Below are 17182 nucleotides of genomic sequence, written 5' to 3' on the forward strand. Positions count from 1 at the left end.
GGATGATGTCTATGAAGAAAACCTATAGCATTAATAACTCAAAAATTGCATTATTTGTCAGCTCTGTCATATTAATGTCTTTTTTCCAACATCGCCCCGCGTATTCTGAGGTGCAATTTAATCCAGATTTTATTAGTACCATGACGGGTACGAACGTGGATATATCCAGGTTTAACGGTGCTTATAAGCTTTATCCCGGCGTCTATGATCCCGACATTTATATTAACGGTCGATTTACGGGGCGAAATAAGGTTGTGGTACGGGAAGTGGGCAATATTTCCGTTATATGTATTGACAATCACCTTCTTGAATTGATCAAAATTAAGCAGCAGAAGCTTGTGGACGAGGGCAAAATGCTCTCTGCCGACGAGAATAGCTGTTCGGCCATGCATGATTTGATCCCGCAATCTGAAGCAAAACTTAACCTGGCCGATATGCGCCTGGATTTCTCTATTCCTCAGGCCTATCTGGAGCGACAAGCCAGAGGATATGTTTCGCCTGCTTTGTGGTCACATGGCGTAAATGGCGCTTTTACCAACTACACCACCAGCTTTTTTGAGCAGCACAACGGCAATGAGGTTAATCGATCTTTTTATGGTGACATTCGGGCAGGTTTAAATCTGGGGCCGTGGTTCTTACGCCATGCAGGATCTTTTCGCTGGAATGAACATCGCGATCGTGAATACAACGTGTTCAGCACTACGCTTCAGCGCGATATTACGCCCATTAGTTCACGCCTGCTATTAGGCGACGCAAATACGTCAGGCGAAATATTTGACAGTTTTTCTTTCCGTGGTTTGCAACTGGCCACAGCAGATCAAATGTTACCAGACTCAATGCGGGGTTATGCGCCCACCATAAGAGGTATTGCCAGGACCAACGCGCGTGTCACTGTCAGGCAGCGTGGCAACGTTATTTATGAAACCACCGTGCCTGCGGGTGAATTCATTATTAACGATCTTTATCCGACAGGCTATGGCGGTGATTTAGATGTTGAAGTCACTGAGGCGGATGGCAGCGTCTCAACTTTTGCCGTGCCCTATTCCTCGCTGGCGCATTTATTACGTCCGGGATTAAGTAATTATAGCGTAATTGCAGGCAAACTGCGTAATTTGAACGTGAGTTCTGCGCCGTGGGTGGCTCAGATGACATATAAACGTGGACTGAATAACCTGTTAACCGTTTATACGGGGCTTACCGGTACCGAAAACTGGAGATCCGCCGTGATAGGTTCAGCCATAGGAACCCCCGTCGGCGCATTTTCATTTGACGTCACCAGCGCTAACTTTCGCTATAAAGATGAAAACAAAAACGGTGCCAGCATCAGGGCCAGCTACAGCAAATTTATTTCAGCTACCAGTAGTAGTATTTCACTGGCCGCTTATCGTTTCTCGTCATCGGGTTATGTTGATTTATACAATTCAGTGTATCTGAAAGATCATCTTGACAGCGATAATGAAACGATGAGCTTCAATAACCTGAATCGACCAAAAAACCGCTATTCTCTGACCGTCAGTCAGTTACTCAGTGACGAGCTGGGTCAGTTTTATATTAGTGGATTCAGGGAAAACTACTGGAACAAAAGCCAGACCAATACGCAATATCAGTTTGGTTATAATAACAGTTATAAAATGTTGAGTTATGGATTGGCGGTAAATAAGAACATCACCCTTGCCGGAGCAGAAACGCAGTACATGCTCAATTTATCTTTTCCATTGGGAAAAAATGCCAGCGTACACAGTTATACAACATTTAATAAAGAAGGCTCAAATAGCCAGATTGGCATTAGCGGCATTGCAGGCGACCGGGATCAGTTAACCTATGGTTCGTCGATCAGTAAAGACGTTAATAATAACTACTCCACCGATCTCAGCGGCACCTGGACTCGTCCTCAAACAACGATGAGCGGAAGCTATTCACGCGGCAAAAGTTATTACGCGTTTTCAGGTGGGTTAAGCGGCAGCGTGGTAGGTTTCTCTGAAGGTATCGTGCTCAGCCCGTATAACAACCTGGATACAATGGCGGTTGTCTCTGCGGAACATGCTGCCGGCGCCACCATTGATGGTTATTCAGGCATTGTTCTCGACCACAAAGGCCACGCAATAGTGCCGTACCTGAACCCTTATCGTCTTAATCAGGTCAGTCTCAATCCTAAAGGCCTGTCGTACGACGTAGAAATAGAAAACAGTATTCAGCAGGTCGCTCCTTACCACGGCGCAATCGTGAAAATAGATTATCCAACGCGCCATGGCCGGATGTTATTGATCAGGGCGCAACTACCTGATGGTAACGCTCTTCCTTTTGGCGCGACGGTTAAAAAACGCAATGGTGAAGAGGCGGGTATTGTGGCTCAGGGCGGTCAGATCTATGTCCGACTGGATAATACCAGCGATTATTTATCCGTTCGTTGGGGTGAGGAAAAACAGCAAACATGCGGATTTGAAGTCAGCATCAGCGATAAACCGGTTGATAATAAATCGCGAAAATTTGAGCGACTCAATCGCGTTTGTCAGCCCCAAACCCCTGGCGGCGTTTCCGATACGTCTTCTGCTGTAGCCAGCCTGGCGACAACGCTATCATCCAGCCAGTAACAGGACTGAGTATAATACGATGAATATTAATACGTTAACGAAAGCGAGTAAATACTGTCTGTTCGTCCTGTTAATCGCAGTAAGCTCGTTTGTGCGCGCTGAATTAATTTGTGATTTTAATAGCAGTCGCTCGGATACGACAGGTCTGGACTTTAGTAAAGTACCGAACGAAGTCCCAACGAGTATGCCAATAGGTTCTGTTATTTATACTAACAATCTTCCTATATCAATATGGTGCGCCAAGAAAATCGGTAATGATATCGCGAAAGGGCCTGAAGATGTCTATATCAACACCTATAACATCTCTAATATATTAGGTTCTCAAAGTGGGCTGACCGTTTTTGTTACCGTCAATGGGGATCGTAACTACACCAATCGTCGAATAAAAACAGGTTTGTCTACGGAAGTCCCTTATCTGGGTACATCGATCAATACAGATAATTACCTTCAGTTTGAGGCATCCATTATTGTTGAGGTTGTCAAAACAGGAGAAAATGTCTCGCTCAACCCGACAAGAAATGATGTTGCACTCTTTAGTATCGGTTCTGAAGGCAGCGGCTCGCAGATTTTCTATTTGAGAAATACAAAGAAACTCGTTTTTACCACGCAAACCTGTGAGGTGTTTAATGGTGGAAACTACAGAATTATGCTGCCAGCTATCAGTTCCAGTAATATTACCGGCGTGGGATCAATTCCAAATCATAATACTGATTTTGAAGTAGGATTAACATGTAACTCAAACTTGTGGAGTAATATGGGCATCCACATGTCTTTATCAGGCGCAAACATTGCCGGACTGGAAAAAGAAGGTGTATTCTCTTTCAAAAATAAAGAAACCGGTGAAATTTCGACACAAATTGCCGTACAGATTTTTCATAAACAAGGTAATACCTGGTCACCTGTTGAAGTTAACAGTAAATTTAAAGTATCCGAATTTGGATTGGGCCTGAGCACTATTTGGGTTCCATTGCGGGCAGCCTACTATGCACTGCAAAAAGAACAAACGGCGGGTGAATATCAATCCATCCTCGTTTATACAATAAGCTATGAATAATAATTATTAATGGAGTCATTAATGTCCAGTTTAGATCTACACACAGTTATTTGTCCTGAAGGCTTGATTGCAGTACCTTCAGGCGCGGCAGTCCATACGATGAATATTATCGTCTTTCCTGATGGAAGCAGTATCACGGTAACCCGTGATACCATTCCACATGGCAGCACTTTTTCTGATTACCTGGCTGTACAAAAGCAAAAATTACAGTCTGGCCTGCAACACTTTACCGAACTGAAAACAGAAAACCCGGTTGAAAACCCGGTATTCAGCGAAGGTATAGCACTGGCTTTCACACATGCAGGCAATGGAACAAAGACCTGGCAATACACGTTTCTCGCTACGCCCGCAAACAACAACGGGCATGTCATGCTTTTTGGTTCTGTCTGCCAGACTGAAATCCATCACAATATCATGCGTGAAAAAATTATTGAGAGCGCAACCCGTTTTAGCCTGCATCAAGCCTGAAACCGATAAATAAATTCAGCCATTTCAACATGAAATGGCTGAATACGACCATCACCGATCTCATCTACGCGCTCCTTTGAACCCGTCATATTATTCAAAAAAAACCCGCTAACGCTTGTCGATTAACTCAAATGGTAATACTGTGTTTATATACAGTAAATCATGAGAGTTTATGATGAATTTTTTACGACCGACTGAGCTGCATGCCCTTTTCCATCTGCCTCTTTACCTGGAGCGAGTCCCGTGTGGCTCGCCCCTTCCGGCCTGCGGGGATATCGAGCAGCATCTCGATCTCAGCGAGTTGCTCGTCCGGCGGCCTGAAACCACCTGGTTTATTCGTGTCTGTGGAGAGTCAATGAAAGAAGCCGGCATTGATGATGGCGATCTGTTAGTCGTTGACAGCGCGCTAACCGCAGGTCATGGCGATATGGTGATTGTTGCGATCGAGGGTGAGTTCGCGGTGAGAAAACTTCAGCTCAACCCCAGCGTTCAGTTTGTCGACCTGCGTGTTGATCAAAAAACTATAGCCATCGACGCCGAGCCGGATATTTTCGGCGTTGTTACGTTCACCATTAAAGCAATGGAACAATGAGGGCCGCGCCAGTGCAGAATAACTCGTCTTTTCAATCCCGTGACAGCGAGCATCTTCCCGATTTACCAGAGAATTTTAATCATCCGGCCCGACGGGAGCTGACTTTTCTTTTTTGTAAACTCAAGGACATCGTGACGACCAACCATGACTGTTATCTGGCGGCCTGTAATGGCGTCTATTGCATTATCGATCGCTACCGTCCTGCAATAGCGGGCAGTAAGGTGCTTTTCGAACTGTCAGGGCGATATGACTGGGCGCAGGTTTATCGTAGCCCGGAGCGGCTCGTCACCGGCAGCGGGCACACGCTTGAAGGTAATTTGCTGGATGAGGTGACGATTATTGGCGTTGCGATCCGCGAGGTTATCCCCGCTCATCCTGCTTCCTGTGCTTAAAAATCAGAATGCGGCGGGTTCCGCCTGCATCCTGATCCTTCACAGAGCGGCCTGGCGTTATGCCGCTTTAATAAACGTTTTGATAAAGTCCTGCCACGAGACAGTAGGCTGTGCGATCAGTTTGCTCAGCGTCCGGCTGTCATCAAACAGCGCGCCCTTCGCTGCGCCAGCGTCCGAATCCGCCAGAAGATCGGCCAGGCCATCAGGCAGGCCAGCGCCCTTCAGCGCGACGGCAAACTCTGCCGCAGGCAGATTGACATAATTGATCTCTTTATTGCTCTGACGGGCAATCTCTGCGGTAAATTCTGCCAGCGTGTAAGCGTCGTCACCTGCCAGCTCAAAGGTTTTGTTTGCCACGTCACGGCCAATAAGCACCGCTACCGCCGCGCGGGCGTAATCCACACGGCTGGCGGACGCGATTTTCCCATCACCGGCAGCACCAATAAATGCACCGTGTGCGACAGCCGGCGCGATGCTCGCCGCATAGTTTTCGGTGTACCAGCCATTGCGCAAAATAGCGAAAGGCACGCCGGATTCTTTCAATGCTTTTTCAGTAGCACGATGTTCACCACCCAGCCCGAGCGGCGTGGTATCGGCATGAAGCAGGCTGGTATAGGCCAGTAGCTGCACCCCTGCCGCTTTCGCCGCGTCGATTACCGCCTGATGCTGCGGCACACGCGCTCCCGCTTCGCTGGATGAGATCAGCAGCACTTTTTCAGCACCACGAAACGCAGCCGGCAGCGTTTCGGGACGTGAATAATCTGCCTCACGCACCTGCACGCCAGTCGCGGCCAAATCGCGGGCCTTCTCCGGCGAACGTACGGCGGCAATGATTTCCGCCGCAGGGATATGTTTCAACAGCTCTTCAATCACTAAGCGGCCAAGCTGGCCCGTTGCGCCCGTTACAGCAATCATTTGTCCACTCCTGTTTTTCAAATAAGGGATACGTTTTCTGCTTTCAGAAAAGGATGCTAAGCCATATACTAACGAAAAGTAAGTACGCACAGGAATGTTAGTATGAAAAAAGATTCTGACTGCCTGCCTGACGAAAAATTTCGTCGCGGTGAGCTTCTTGACGCCAACTGCCCCTCCCGCGAGATATTGCGGCGGCTTACCAGCCGCTGGAGCCTGCTGGTGCTGGTTGCGCTTGAGGACAATACGCTGCGCTTTAGCGAGTTAAGGCGTCACATCGGCGGCATCAGCGAGAGAATGCTGGCACAGACGCTGCGATATATGGAAGAGGATGGTTTTGTCGAACGTACCGCGCTGGACGTGGTGCCGCCGCATGTGGAATATCACCTGTCACCGCTCGGCGCAGACGTACGCGGACAGGTGGTAGGTCTTACTGACTGGATAGAAACCAACCTGCACCATATTCTGGATAAGCGTCGTCACACATCAACGTGATACGCGCCTGCCGGATGTGACATTTCATACGCCTCCGGCAACGGTGCTTTTTACTTTCTCACCTTACTCCACGGCCTTGCCTGCACCAAGATCGATCGCCTGCACCCTTCTGGCGCTCATTTATAGTGCAAGCCGCGCAATAAATCATCACCAGCGCTGATTTTACAACCACTGAACGTTGGCATCTTCTTTGCAACTCATAAAATGGTACGCAATCCCATTTTATGAGACTTTCCAATGTCGATTCTTGAAACGACGGCCAATATTCTGAAGCTGATGGTGACGCTGCAAGGCGGCATCAAAATCAGCGATGTGATCCAGCATCTGGAGATGCCGAAAAGTACGGCTTCGCGGGTGATGAACCAGCTCGAATCTTACGGCTATGTGGAAAAGGACGCAGCCAGAGGCCTGTTTCTGCCCGGCCCGCTGCTTCTGTCCGCATCGCACCTGGCCAACCGTCAGGCGCCACTGAATGAGCTGGTGGACAATGCGCTACGCTCTCTGTGCGAACAGACTGGCTATACCGGCTACATTTCCATGCTGGATAACCAGGAGATCCTGGTGCTGCGGGTGATCCACGGCCGTCACTCGCTGCCCGCCGTCACCTGGCCCGGCTCGCGTTCTCCTGCGTGGGGAACCTCCACCGGCCGCGCGTTGCTGGCCCGTTTCAATCATGCGCAGCTTGACGCCTTTTTTGCCTCGCCGCTGATAGCGACGCAGATCGGCGGCACGTCGCACAATATCGCCAGCCTGTACGCTGCGGTAGAACGCTGCCGGGACAGCGGTTATGCCACGGCCATCAATGAATCCGTCTCTGATACCGCCTCGGTAAGCTGCGCGATTGGCGATCCCACCACCTTCGAAGCCGTGGCTTTTTGTCTCTCTTTTCCGCAAGCGCTGGCAACGCCAGAAGAGCTACAGCGCATTGCTGCCCTGTTAAAAGAAACCGCCCTGAACATTGCCCTGAAGACGGGTGACACGCGGGTAACACACCAGCCTTAATGTTGTTTCATTGCCAATACCAGGAGAATGACCTTGAGTAAAATTGCGCCTTCAGAAACACCGCGGCAGGATGTCACAGAGCATCCCCGCGTCTTCGAACCCGCTACGCTGCTGCTGCTGCTCGCGCTCAGCGTGTTCGGCGCTATTATCGGCGTGCAGCTTCTCACCACGCTTGGCGTGACGCCGAACACCTCGATTATCGGCGCGATGGTGGCGATGATCATCGCCCGTATCCCGCTGCAATCGTTCGCGCGCTTTCGCTCAATACATATCCAGAATCTTGCGCAAAGCGCCACGTCGGCGGCCACCTTTGGCGCGGCCAATTCGCTGCTGCTGCCCATTGCCATTCCGTGGCTGTTTGGCCGTCAGGACATGGTAATGCCCATGTTTATTGGCGTGTCGCTGGCGATGCTGCTGGACGGCTACATGCTTTACCGCCTGTTCAACACGCGCATTTTCCCGGCGGAAGGCGCGTGGCCGCCGGGCGTGGCCGCAGCAGAATCCATTAAGGCCGGCGATCGGGGAGGAAAGCAAGCAGCGCTGCTGGGCATGGGTATTGTGATTGGCGCAATCGGTTCCTTTTTTAAATTTCCAATGGCCGCGCTGGGTACGGCGTTTATCGGCAATATCTGGGCGCTGGGAATGCTGGGCATCGGTTTCCTGCTGCGGGGCTACTCGCAGCCGGTTTTCGGCATTGATATCAACCAGCTCTATATTCCTCACGGCATGATGGCGGGCGCAGGCGTGGTCGCGCTTTTCCAGATAATCAGGCTGATCCGCACCAGTAATGAGGAGGGGACAACCGCCACGCAGCACGACAGCACGCTACCGGAAAACCAGAGCACGCAAATCGGTAAGACGCTGCGCCTTGGCGCGCTGGGTTTTGTTGCCATCTCCGTTTTGATTGCGTTGAGCAGCGGCCTTTATGCGCACCTGACGCTACCGTGGCTGCTGGCCTTTATGGTCTACGCCGCTTTTGCCGCCTTCCTGCATCAGATGATCGTCGGACTGGCCGCGATGCATTCAGGCTGGTTCCCGGCGTTCGCCGTGGCACTGATTACCCTGCTGGTGGGTATTCTGATTGGCTTCCCGCCGGAAGCGCTGGCGATGCTGTGCGGCTTCTCCGCCGCCACCGGCCCGGCCTTTGCCGACATGGGTTACGATCTCAAAGCGGGCTGGATATTGCGTGGTAAAGGGGAATTCACCCGCCTTGAAGTCAGCGGCCGCCGCCAGCAGCTTCTGGCGGCGATGCTGGCCTTTGTGGTGGCGATCCCGGTCGTGCTGTTCATTTTCCGCGACTACTTTTCGCAGGGGCTGGTGCCGCCGGTCGCGAAGGTTTATGTGGCGGCGATCAACGCCGGCGTATCGATGGATATCGCCAAATCCTTGCTGATTTGGGCGATCCCCGGCGCGTTGATCCAGTTCATCGGCGGTCCGGGTCGTCAGATGGGCGTACTGCTCGCCACCGGCCTGTTGATTAACAATCCGCTGGCAGGCTGGGCGGTGCTGTTCGGTATTCTTATTCGCTACATCTGGATACGTCGCGGCGGCGAAGCCGCCCGTAATAATATGGAGGTGCTCGCCGCAGGCCTGATCGCAGGCGACGCCCTGTTCAGCTTCTTTAATTCAATTTTGCCCGGCGGCAAGAAATAACCACGCCAACTTTAAGGGAAAATCATGAGCTTACAACAGACTTTGCAGGTATTCGAATTGCTGGACAGCGCCACCGCCAGCGGTGAAAAGGTCAGATCACTGCTGGCAGGCTATGCTGGCGTTGAGGTTACCGTTAAGGAAGTCCGCGGCCCGAAAGGCAAAACCGACTTCGTCAAAATTATGATCCCCGGCACCGCAGGCAAGCGTCAGGGCGGCACAACGCCCACTCTCGGCATCGTCGGGCGCCTCGGCGGTATCGGCGCGCGCCCCGGACGCATCGGGCTGGTGTCGGACGCCGACGGCGCGGTCGCGGCGGTTGCCAGCGCGCTGAAGCTGGCGGAAATGCAGCGCCAGGGCGACAGCCTGCCGGGCGACGTCATTGTCACCACGCATATCTGCCCGGATGCGCCAACGCGTCCGCATGATCCGGTTGATTTCATGGATTCGCCGGTAGAAACAGAAGACATGAACGAGCAGGAAGTGTCGGATGAGATGGATGCGGTGCTGTCGATTGACACCACCAAAGGCAACCGGATTATCAATCACAAAGGCTTTGCGATTTCGCCCACGGTAAAAGAAGGCTACATCCTGCGCGTATCGGAAGATCTGCTGCGGGTGATGGAGATGACGACCGGGCAGTTGCCGGTCACCTTCCCCATCACTACCCAGGACATCACGCCTTACGGCAACGGCGTTTATCACCTGAACAGCATTCTGCAACCGTCGATTGCCACCCGCGCGCCGGTCGTCGGCGTGGCGATCACCGCCGTCAGCGCCGTGCCGGGCTGCGGCACGGGCGCCAGCCACGAAGTGGATATCGCGCTGGCCACCAAATTCGCCGTGGAAGTGGCAAAAGAGTTTACCCGCGGCACCTGTCAGTTCTATAACACAGAGGAGTATCAGCGCCTGCTTGATCTGTACGGTTCGCTGGCACACCTGCAAAAACGTCAGCCGGAGGCATGAAAATGTCCGTAAGCAAAATAGGCACGCTGACCATCGGCCAGGCGCCGCGCAGCGATATCACCCCAATCCTTGAGGCGGCGCTGCCTGAGCATGTCACCTGCGTTCACGCCGGCGTACTGGATGGCCTGAGCGAGGAAGAGATTGCCGCACGGTTTCCGGTACAGCAGGGCCACGGCGTGCTGACGTCGCGCCTGCTCAACGGCAGTGCGGTCGTGATGGGGAAACCCGCCGTGGGCGCCGCGGTGCAGAAGAAGATTGACTGGCTGGCAGCCGAGGGCTGCCAGATTATCGCTCTGCTCTGTACCGGCGAGTTTCACGGCCTCAACTGCGACGGCGCCTGGCTGATTGAACCGGATCGTATCCTGCCGCCGACGCTGAACGCGCTGGTCGGCAACCGCCGCGCCGGGATCCTGGTGCCGCTGGAGTCGCAGATCGCCAGCGAGTTGACCAAGTGGAAAGGCGCGGCGGTCGCGCCGGTTTTCGCCGTCGCGTCGCCTTATACCGCTACCGAACAGCAGATCGCCGACGCCGCTCGCTCGCTGGAAGCCCAGGGTGCGGAGATCATCCTCACCGACTGTATGGGCTATACCGGCTGGCATCGGGAAATCTGTAGCCAGCACGTTGAACTGCCGGTGGTGCTGTCAAACCAGCTGCTGGCCGATCTGCTGCGTAATATGCTCTGAGGAGACACCATGAACTTACTGCTACTGAGCAACTCCGCGTCGCCCGGCGCAGCTTACCTGGAACATGCGGTGCCGGTTATTCGCCAGCATCTCGCACAGCGTCGCTCGGCCATTTTTATTCCCTTCGCGGGCGTGACCCAGAGCCGGGATGCGTATACCGATAAAGTGCGCCAGGCGCTGTCCGGGTTAAACCTCGACATCACCGGCGTGCATACGCTGGACGACGCGCCGTCGGCCATTGCGCAGGCGGAGGTGATTATCGTGGGCGGCGGCAATACCTTTAACCTGCTGAAAACCTGCCGCGAGCAGGGACTGCTCGGCCCGATTGCCAGCGCGGTAAAAAGAGGCGCACTCTACGTTGGCTGGAGCGCGGGCGCTAACCTTGCCTGCCCGACCATTCGCACCACCAACGATATGCCGATTGTCGATCCGGTCGGACTGGACGCGCTCAATCTTTTTCCGCTGCAAATCAATCCGCACTTTACCAACGCGCTGCCTGCCGGGCATCAGGGCGAAACGCGCGAGCAGCGAATTCGCGAACTACTGGCGGTGTCGCCCGAGCTGGAGATTATCGGCCTGCCGGAAGGTAACTGGATTGAGGTGACAGACGACGGCGCGCGCACCGGTGGGCCGCATCCCACGCTGCTGTTTAAAGCCAACAGCGAAGCCATCAGCCTGCCTTCGGGCCATCAACTGAGTTAACAGGAGGCACCATGCTGGGAATTATTCGGGTGCTGACGCACAGCGATCCGGAGTTCGTCAACGAGCACGGCAGGCTGATCGCTGCGGCGTGGGGGATTGCGTCGGTCAGCCGCTGTATTGACGACCAACCGCGCGGCATCTTTGATGCGCAGAGCGAAGCCGTAGCGGTGCCAAAGATCGTGGCGCTGGGCCGCGCGTTGAAAGTAGAGGGATGCCGCGCGCTGTTTCTCAGCTGCGCCGCCGATCCCGGCCTGCGCGAGTTGCGTCAGGCGGTCGCGATCCCGGTAGTCAGTGCGGGAAGCGCGTCGGCCAGCCTGGCGGCGGTGCTGAAGCGCCCGGTAGCGGTGATGGGCATCGGCGCCGATGCGCCAGCGCCGTTCAGAACGCTGCTGGGCGAAACGGTGCGTTATGCACGGCCTGAAGGCGTGCTGAACACTACCGATCTGCTGACGCCTCAGGGCCGCGAGGCGTCGCTGGCCTGCGCCGACGCGCTTTACCGTGAGGGCGCCGAGGTGATCGCGTTCTCCTGTACCGGCTTCTCCACCATCGCGCTGGCGGAGACGATCAACCAGGAGCTGGGGAAAATCGCGATTGATGCCGTCGGCGCAGCGGGGTTGTTTATCAGCCAGCTTGCGCCGCGTTAACGGCATAAAAAAAGGCCTTCACAGGAAGGCCTTAATTTTTACCTGGTCGGCGCGGCGTCAGGGTACATCGCCAACAGGCGACGCGTGACGCCGTTAGTCCAGCCGAAGCCGTCCTGAAGCGGATATTCACCGCCGCCCGCCAGCACCGGCCCGCGTCCGGCCACGTTATACTTCTCCACCATTTTGTGGTGCCGATGATAGGTTGCGCCCACCACCTGAAGCCAGCGCGTGGCAATCTCTTTTGCCAGCAGCTCTTCACCGTACTGGTTAAAGCCCTGAATCGCCATCCACTGCATCGGTGCCCAGCCGTTTGGACGATCCCACTGCTCGCCGGTCTCTTCCACCGTGCAAAGTATGCCGCCTGGCGCCAGTAAATGCGCACGAATCGCATCCGCCGTCTGGCTGGCCTGGCTTTCGCTCGCCATTTCAACATACAGCGGCGCAACCGAGGCGGCCGAGAACGCGCCCTTCTCCCGCTCGCGCCAGTTATAGTCACGATAAAGACCCGCCTGGACATCCCACAGGTATTTATCCACTGCGGCGCGGCGGCGAGTCGCTTTTTCACGATACAGCCCGGCCGCATCATGATCGTGAGCGTTTTCAGAAAGCCGGGCAATGGTCATTTCCAGCTTGTAGAGAAACGCGTTCAGATCGATCGGCACAATGCTGGTGGTCTGAATGCTCTCCAGCCGACCCGGCTCGCTCAGCCAGCGCGAGGAGAAGTCCCAACCGGACGCCGCGCCCGCACGCAGATCGCGATAGACTTCGCTGGACGGACGCGCCGAATTGCGCGCGGTTTCCACATCCTCTATCCACGCCTCGTCACGCGGCGTATCGCGATCGTCCCAGTAACGGTTGAGCACTTCACCATCGGCCATCATCACCACGTGACGGTAAGCTTCATTCGGCGTCAGCGCGTCGGTGCCGTCCATCCAGAAAGCATATTCGCTTTTGAGCTGCTTTAAATAGCGCTGTGCTTTATCAACGCCATCTTTTTCAAACAGCTCGACCATCATGGCGAACACCGGCGGCTGCGAACGGCTCAGATAATAGGTGCGGTTGCCGTTCGGGATGTGCCCGTAGGTGTCGATCATCCACGCAAAGTTGTCCGCCATGTTGGCCAGCAGATCGTGACGGCCGCTGGCGGCAAAACCCAGCATGCTGAAGTAGGAATCCCAGTAGTAGGTTTCGCCAAACCGGCCGCCCGGCACCACGTAAGGCTCCGGTAGCGGCAGCAGCGAAGAGAATTCCGAATGCTTTTCCGGCTGGCGTGTTAATACCGGCCAGAGAGAATCAATATGCTGTTCCATACTTTTTGCCGGATCGGAAACATAGCGGCTGTCGTGCACACGCGGCAGCTCAAAATTCTCCAGCACAAAGGTCAATAAATTAAAATCTTCACGCTCGCGCTGAATATAATAGCGATAAAGAATGCGTTCCGGCTCTGCTTTTGGCGCGCAGTCTGCAAACGTTTTGCTGTCGCTAAATATTTGCGACATTTGCACCGCTTCAAACAGATCCTGATAACGGTCTGAGGGCGTCAGAATATCCGATGCGGGCAGGCCGCGAATCGTCTCCGGCTGCGGCTCGACCGCGGCTTCCGGGCCAGACTCATAGTCGTGATACCAGGTTTCAAATTCAGTGTGATTTGGGTCAACAATCAGGTCGTTTTGATTAAAAGTGATAAAGCCTCCTGATGCCAATCTGAATCGACAGTGCGTTGTGTGCTGTTTAAAGAAGCCGGTCATTATAATACGCACATAATACAACGCAACCCGCCCTGTTATTTCCACCCATAAAAGGATATTTCAAAAAATAAATACAACCGTTTGCGCGCACTATTTTGGGGATATATTTGACTTAACGTTCATTTTGTAAAGCTTGCTTGACGTTTATTTAAAATAATATTCAGAGCATTCCCGTTACGAATAATTCTCTTTATTATTTATCATCAACATTTACTTAGCCTGCCGCGCTCATTAAGATTAAGCCAGACGCTTCGCACACACTGAGGAAATGCGGCAATCATGAGCGATGTTGAAAACCTGCACGCGATGGTTGTTTTCGCAAAGGTGGTGGAAACGCGCAGCTTCACCGACGCGGCAAAGGCGCTGGGCCTCTCCAAATCGGCAGTCAGCAAGGAGATCGCCGCGTTGGAAATCCGGCTTGGCGCAAAACTGCTTCAGCGCACCACCCGCCGTACAGAGGTGACCGGGGTCGGCATGACCTGGTATCAGTACTGTGCGCGCATTCTCAGCGAGGTCAAAAGCGCCGATCTGTTCATCCGTCAATATCACGAGGAGCCTACCGGCAGCCTGCGCGTGGTGGCGCCCGTCACCTTTGGCTGTCAGTGTATTGTGCCGGTACTCAACCAGTTCGTCAGCGCCAACCTGCACGTCAGCGTGGATTTGGATCTTACCGATCGCCCGGTCAATCTGCTGGAAGACAACGTGGACGTGGCGATTGTTATCCGCCGCGATCTGCCTGAACATGACCACTATAAGCCGCTGGTGGATATCAGCTGGGGCCTGTACGCCGCCCCTGACTACCTTGCGCGCTTCCCGACCATCGGCAGGCCGGAAGAGTTAACGCGTCATGATTTTATTCTGTTTCGCGGGCCGGCTCATACCCTCTCTTTACCTTTTCGTCGCGATAAACAGCGGCGAAATATTGACGTTCGCAGCCGCTTTCGCGCCAACAACAGCATGGCGCTGGTAAATTCCGCCGTGGCGCAGACCGGTATCGCCTATCTTCCTGACTATGTGGCGCAGGAGGCGGTAAAAACGGGCGCGTTGAGCAGAGTGCTACCGGAATGGGAAATGGATATCTATAAATCGTGGATGCTATATAAGCACGAAAGCTACATTTCGCCGCGAGTGCGGTTGTTTATCGAGGCGCTTCAGCGAGCGGTACGGCAGGATTAAGCGGGCGGCAAGAATACCGCCCGGCAAACAGTATCAGTAGTAGTTACCGTGACGGTAATCCCAGGTGGTAAAGGTGTCAGACAGCATCGACATAATTTTATCGACATCCAGCCCTTTGCGGATCAGCACCGGACAAGGCGTGATATTGCGCTCGCCTTTCTGCTCCGGCACCAGTTTGCCGCTCTCATCCACCATCGCCACCATTACGCCCTGCTCGTAGCGGGTTTTATCAGTTTCGTTCGGCTGAATAGATTTCACGTAGTCATTGGCTTCAATAATCAGGTCGGCCTGCGATTCGATACGCTCGCCGATGCCTTCCACCAGGCCACGGTTGCCCTTGCCTGACGGGTTGGCCGAGCTGGCAAACGCGAATTTACCGTGGTTTTCCCACAGCTCTTTCGCCAGTTTTTCGCCGGGGATGCCAAACTTGATCACAAAGCAGCTGGTCTGGCGGCCGTCCATCATCAACGCTTTTGAACCGTCGTCCGGAATGCGCGCCACGGCCTCTTCTTTCCACGGCAGAATGCAGCCCAACAGCACGTCTTTGTCCCAGTGCTGCTGATAAAGCGATTCAATTTCCGGATTCAACTGCGCCAGCTCTTTCAGCTGCGTCAGGGAGCCACACAGCACCACGCCCGGCTTGTTGCGGTTACGCTGCTTGGCATCAAACTTGCGCTCCAGCCCTTTAGCGTCAGAGGTCATGATGATATAGCCGACCTTGGTCGGACAGACGATCATGCCGCCATCAGCAGAGAGAATGTTAACCGCTTCCGGCTGCAAGTCGCCGTTCCAGTGAATCGTTTTGTTGCTCATCATCGCACCTGCCTGGTTCAGAAAAGGAAAGTCGGTTGTCGTTGCGTTCAGCCGCAGCGAAACCTGTTGCTGACCATCCTAACGCAAGTGCAATATTACACAACAGTTGTGGCACAACCACCCTGATTGTTTCTTATGAGAAACAGTAATTGACTGTTGCGCGTTTCTGTTCCGCGCAACAGATGAGCATCAGGCGGGGATCAGTTTTTCCGCTTTCAGCCGTTCAAAAAGATCGATAAAGGCATCGCGGGTGCACTGGTAGCCGGTGAAGCCCGCTTTACGGCTCTTGCTGATGTCAGTAAAGACCTCCATCGGCCGCCCCAGATCGGCATCGGTGTGCCACCATGAAACCAGACGGCTGATGTCGGACTCTTTCAGGCCGAACTGCTGCGCAATCTTCTGCCACTGCGCGGGCGCATCGTCCATTCGCCCTTCCAGCGGCTGTACCTCGTCCGGAAACGGCGCGGCTTCGATGCCGAAGTAGTCGGCAATTTCGCCCCACATCCATTTCCAGCGGAAAACGTCGCCGTTAACCACATTGTAATCCTGATTTTGTGCGGAAGGCGTGGTCGCGGCCCATTCCAACTGCTGCGCCAGCACGCGCGCATCGGTCATGTCCGTTACGCCTTCCCACTGCGCTTTTGAACCAGGGAACACAAACGGCTGCCCGGTTTGTTTGCACAGGCGGGCATAGACCGCCAGCGTCTGCCCCATGTTCATCGCATTACCCAGCGCAAAGCCGATAATGGTGTGCGGACGATGCACGCTCCAGCTGTAGCCATACTTTTCTGCCCCGGCGAAGACTTCGTCTTCCTGGGCATAGTAAAAGTTGTCTACCGGCTGGCGTCCCTGCTCTTCGCGAAACGGCGTCACAGGCACTTCGCCTTTACCATAGGCGTCAAACGGGCCGAGATAGTGTTTCAGACCGGTGACCAGCGCAACGTGTCCGCCTTTCAGGCCGTCGCCCAGCGCGTCAATAACATGACGCACCATGGCGCCATTGACGCGAATATTCTCTTTTTCGTTTTCCTGGCGCGCCCAGGCGCTGAAAAAGACCTTATCGACTTTCACCTCGTTGAGCGCCGACGCGACCGACGCCGCATCGGTTAAATCTGCCGTCAGCGCCTGACATCCTTCCGGCACGGCGGTGCGGCCGCGCGAAAGGCCGAATACCTGCCAGCCGTCGTGGTTGAGTTTTTCTGCCAGCGCCGCGCCGATAACGCCGCTGACGCCAACAATAAGTGCGCGTGGTTGCATAATTTCTCTCCATTTCAAGTAACAGCCCCAGTCTGGC

The 17182-nt window shown here is 54.2% G+C and carries 17 protein-coding genes; 13 read left to right on the forward strand and 4 right to left on the reverse strand.

Annotation, left to right across the window (positions count from 1 at the left end; translation table 11 throughout):
* The first annotated feature begins 11 nt into the window (after positions 1–11).
* The 5 genes from GS12_RS08445 to GS12_RS08465 all read left to right on the forward strand — a co-directional run bounded on the left by GS12_RS08445 (position 12) and on the right by GS12_RS08465 (position 5097).
* Positions 12–2591, forward strand: a complete 2580-nt coding sequence (locus GS12_RS08445) for a fimbria/pilus outer membrane usher protein (RefSeq protein WP_072016856.1) — start codon at positions 12–14, stop codon at positions 2589–2591.
* A 19-nt stretch (positions 2592–2610) separates the two neighbouring features.
* Entirely contained in the window at positions 2611–3645 is a 1035-nt protein-coding gene (locus GS12_RS08450; protein WP_084089627.1) for a fimbrial protein, read from the forward strand.
* Between the two features lie 21 nt (positions 3646–3666).
* Positions 3667–4113: a DcrB-related protein gene (locus GS12_RS22970; RefSeq protein WP_072016858.1), complete on the forward strand. Its 447-nt coding sequence runs from the start codon at positions 3667–3669 to the stop codon at positions 4111–4113.
* Between the two features lie 175 nt (positions 4114–4288).
* Positions 4289–4705, forward strand: coding sequence for a S24 family peptidase (locus GS12_RS08460; protein WP_034918742.1), 417 nt, complete (start codon positions 4289–4291; stop codon positions 4703–4705).
* Positions 4706–4836: 131 nt separating this feature from the next.
* Positions 4837–5097, forward strand: coding sequence for a hypothetical protein (locus GS12_RS08465; RefSeq protein ID WP_152601385.1), 261 nt, complete (start codon positions 4837–4839; stop codon positions 5095–5097).
* 57 nt (positions 5098–5154) lie between these two features.
* On the opposite strand, the gene GS12_RS08470 is transcribed toward GS12_RS08465, so the two are convergent.
* A complete protein-coding gene (locus GS12_RS08470) occupies positions 5155–6012 on the reverse strand; it encodes an SDR family oxidoreductase (RefSeq protein WP_034945859.1) in 858 nt (285 codons plus the stop codon).
* A 102-nt stretch (positions 6013–6114) separates the two neighbouring features.
* On the opposite strand from GS12_RS08470, the gene GS12_RS08475 reads away from it, so the two are divergent.
* The 7 genes from GS12_RS08475 to GS12_RS08505 all read left to right on the forward strand — a co-directional run bounded on the left by GS12_RS08475 (position 6115) and on the right by GS12_RS08505 (position 12151).
* On the forward strand, positions 6115–6504 hold the full coding sequence (locus GS12_RS08475) for a winged helix-turn-helix transcriptional regulator (protein WP_034945860.1): 390 nt from the start codon (positions 6115–6117) through the stop codon (positions 6502–6504).
* Positions 6505–6741: 237 nt separating this feature from the next.
* Entirely contained in the window at positions 6742–7506 is a 765-nt protein-coding gene (locus GS12_RS08480) for an IclR family transcriptional regulator (protein WP_034945879.1), read from the forward strand.
* Between the two features lie 42 nt (positions 7507–7548).
* Positions 7549–9159 carry an OPT/YSL family transporter gene (locus GS12_RS08485; protein ID WP_034918739.1) on the forward strand — a complete coding sequence of 537 codons (1611 nt, stop codon included), beginning with the start codon at positions 7549–7551 and terminating at the stop codon, positions 9157–9159.
* Between the two features lie 24 nt (positions 9160–9183).
* Positions 9184–10122: a DUF1177 domain-containing protein gene (locus GS12_RS08490; RefSeq protein WP_034945881.1), complete on the forward strand. Its 939-nt coding sequence runs from the start codon at positions 9184–9186 to the stop codon at positions 10120–10122.
* 2 nt (positions 10123–10124) lie between these two features.
* Entirely contained in the window at positions 10125–10805 is a 681-nt protein-coding gene (locus GS12_RS08495) for an AroM family protein (protein WP_034945883.1), read from the forward strand.
* Positions 10806–10814: 9 nt separating this feature from the next.
* Positions 10815–11507, forward strand: a complete 693-nt coding sequence (gene pepE, locus GS12_RS08500) for a dipeptidase PepE (RefSeq protein ID WP_034945885.1) — start codon at positions 10815–10817, stop codon at positions 11505–11507.
* A gap of 11 nt (positions 11508–11518) precedes the next feature.
* Complete coding sequence (locus GS12_RS08505) at positions 11519–12151, forward strand: aspartate/glutamate racemase family protein (protein WP_034945889.1); 633 nt, start codon at positions 11519–11521, stop codon at positions 12149–12151.
* A 38-nt stretch (positions 12152–12189) separates the two neighbouring features.
* On the opposite strand, the gene treF is transcribed toward GS12_RS08505, so the two are convergent.
* Positions 12190–13899 (reverse strand): alpha,alpha-trehalase TreF, encoded by a 1710-nt coding sequence (gene treF / locus GS12_RS08510; RefSeq protein WP_084089633.1) that lies wholly within the window; start codon positions 13897–13899, stop codon positions 12190–12192.
* A gap of 279 nt (positions 13900–14178) precedes the next feature.
* Here treF and GS12_RS08515 point away from each other — a divergent pair, with 279 nt between their 5' ends.
* Entirely contained in the window at positions 14179–15075 is an 897-nt protein-coding gene (locus GS12_RS08515) for a LysR family transcriptional regulator (RefSeq protein WP_034945892.1), read from the forward strand.
* Between the two features lie 33 nt (positions 15076–15108).
* Here GS12_RS08515 and GS12_RS08520 read toward each other — a convergent pair whose 3' ends face one another.
* Both GS12_RS08520 and GS12_RS08525 read right to left on the reverse strand, forming a co-directional pair.
* The gene (locus GS12_RS08520; RefSeq protein ID WP_034918734.1) at positions 15109–15888 is read right to left on the reverse strand and encodes an L-threonylcarbamoyladenylate synthase; all 780 of its coding nucleotides are present in this window, start codon (positions 15886–15888) and stop codon (positions 15109–15111) included.
* A gap of 189 nt (positions 15889–16077) precedes the next feature.
* Positions 16078–17145, reverse strand: coding sequence for an SDR family oxidoreductase (locus GS12_RS08525; RefSeq protein WP_034945895.1), 1068 nt, complete (start codon positions 17143–17145; stop codon positions 16078–16080).
* Between the last annotated feature and the right edge of the window lie 37 nt (positions 17146–17182).

Origin of the sequence: Erwinia oleae, from assembly GCF_000770305.1 — a bacterium.
In the GTDB taxonomy this organism is placed as follows: domain Bacteria; phylum Pseudomonadota; class Gammaproteobacteria; order Enterobacterales; family Enterobacteriaceae; genus Erwinia; species Erwinia oleae.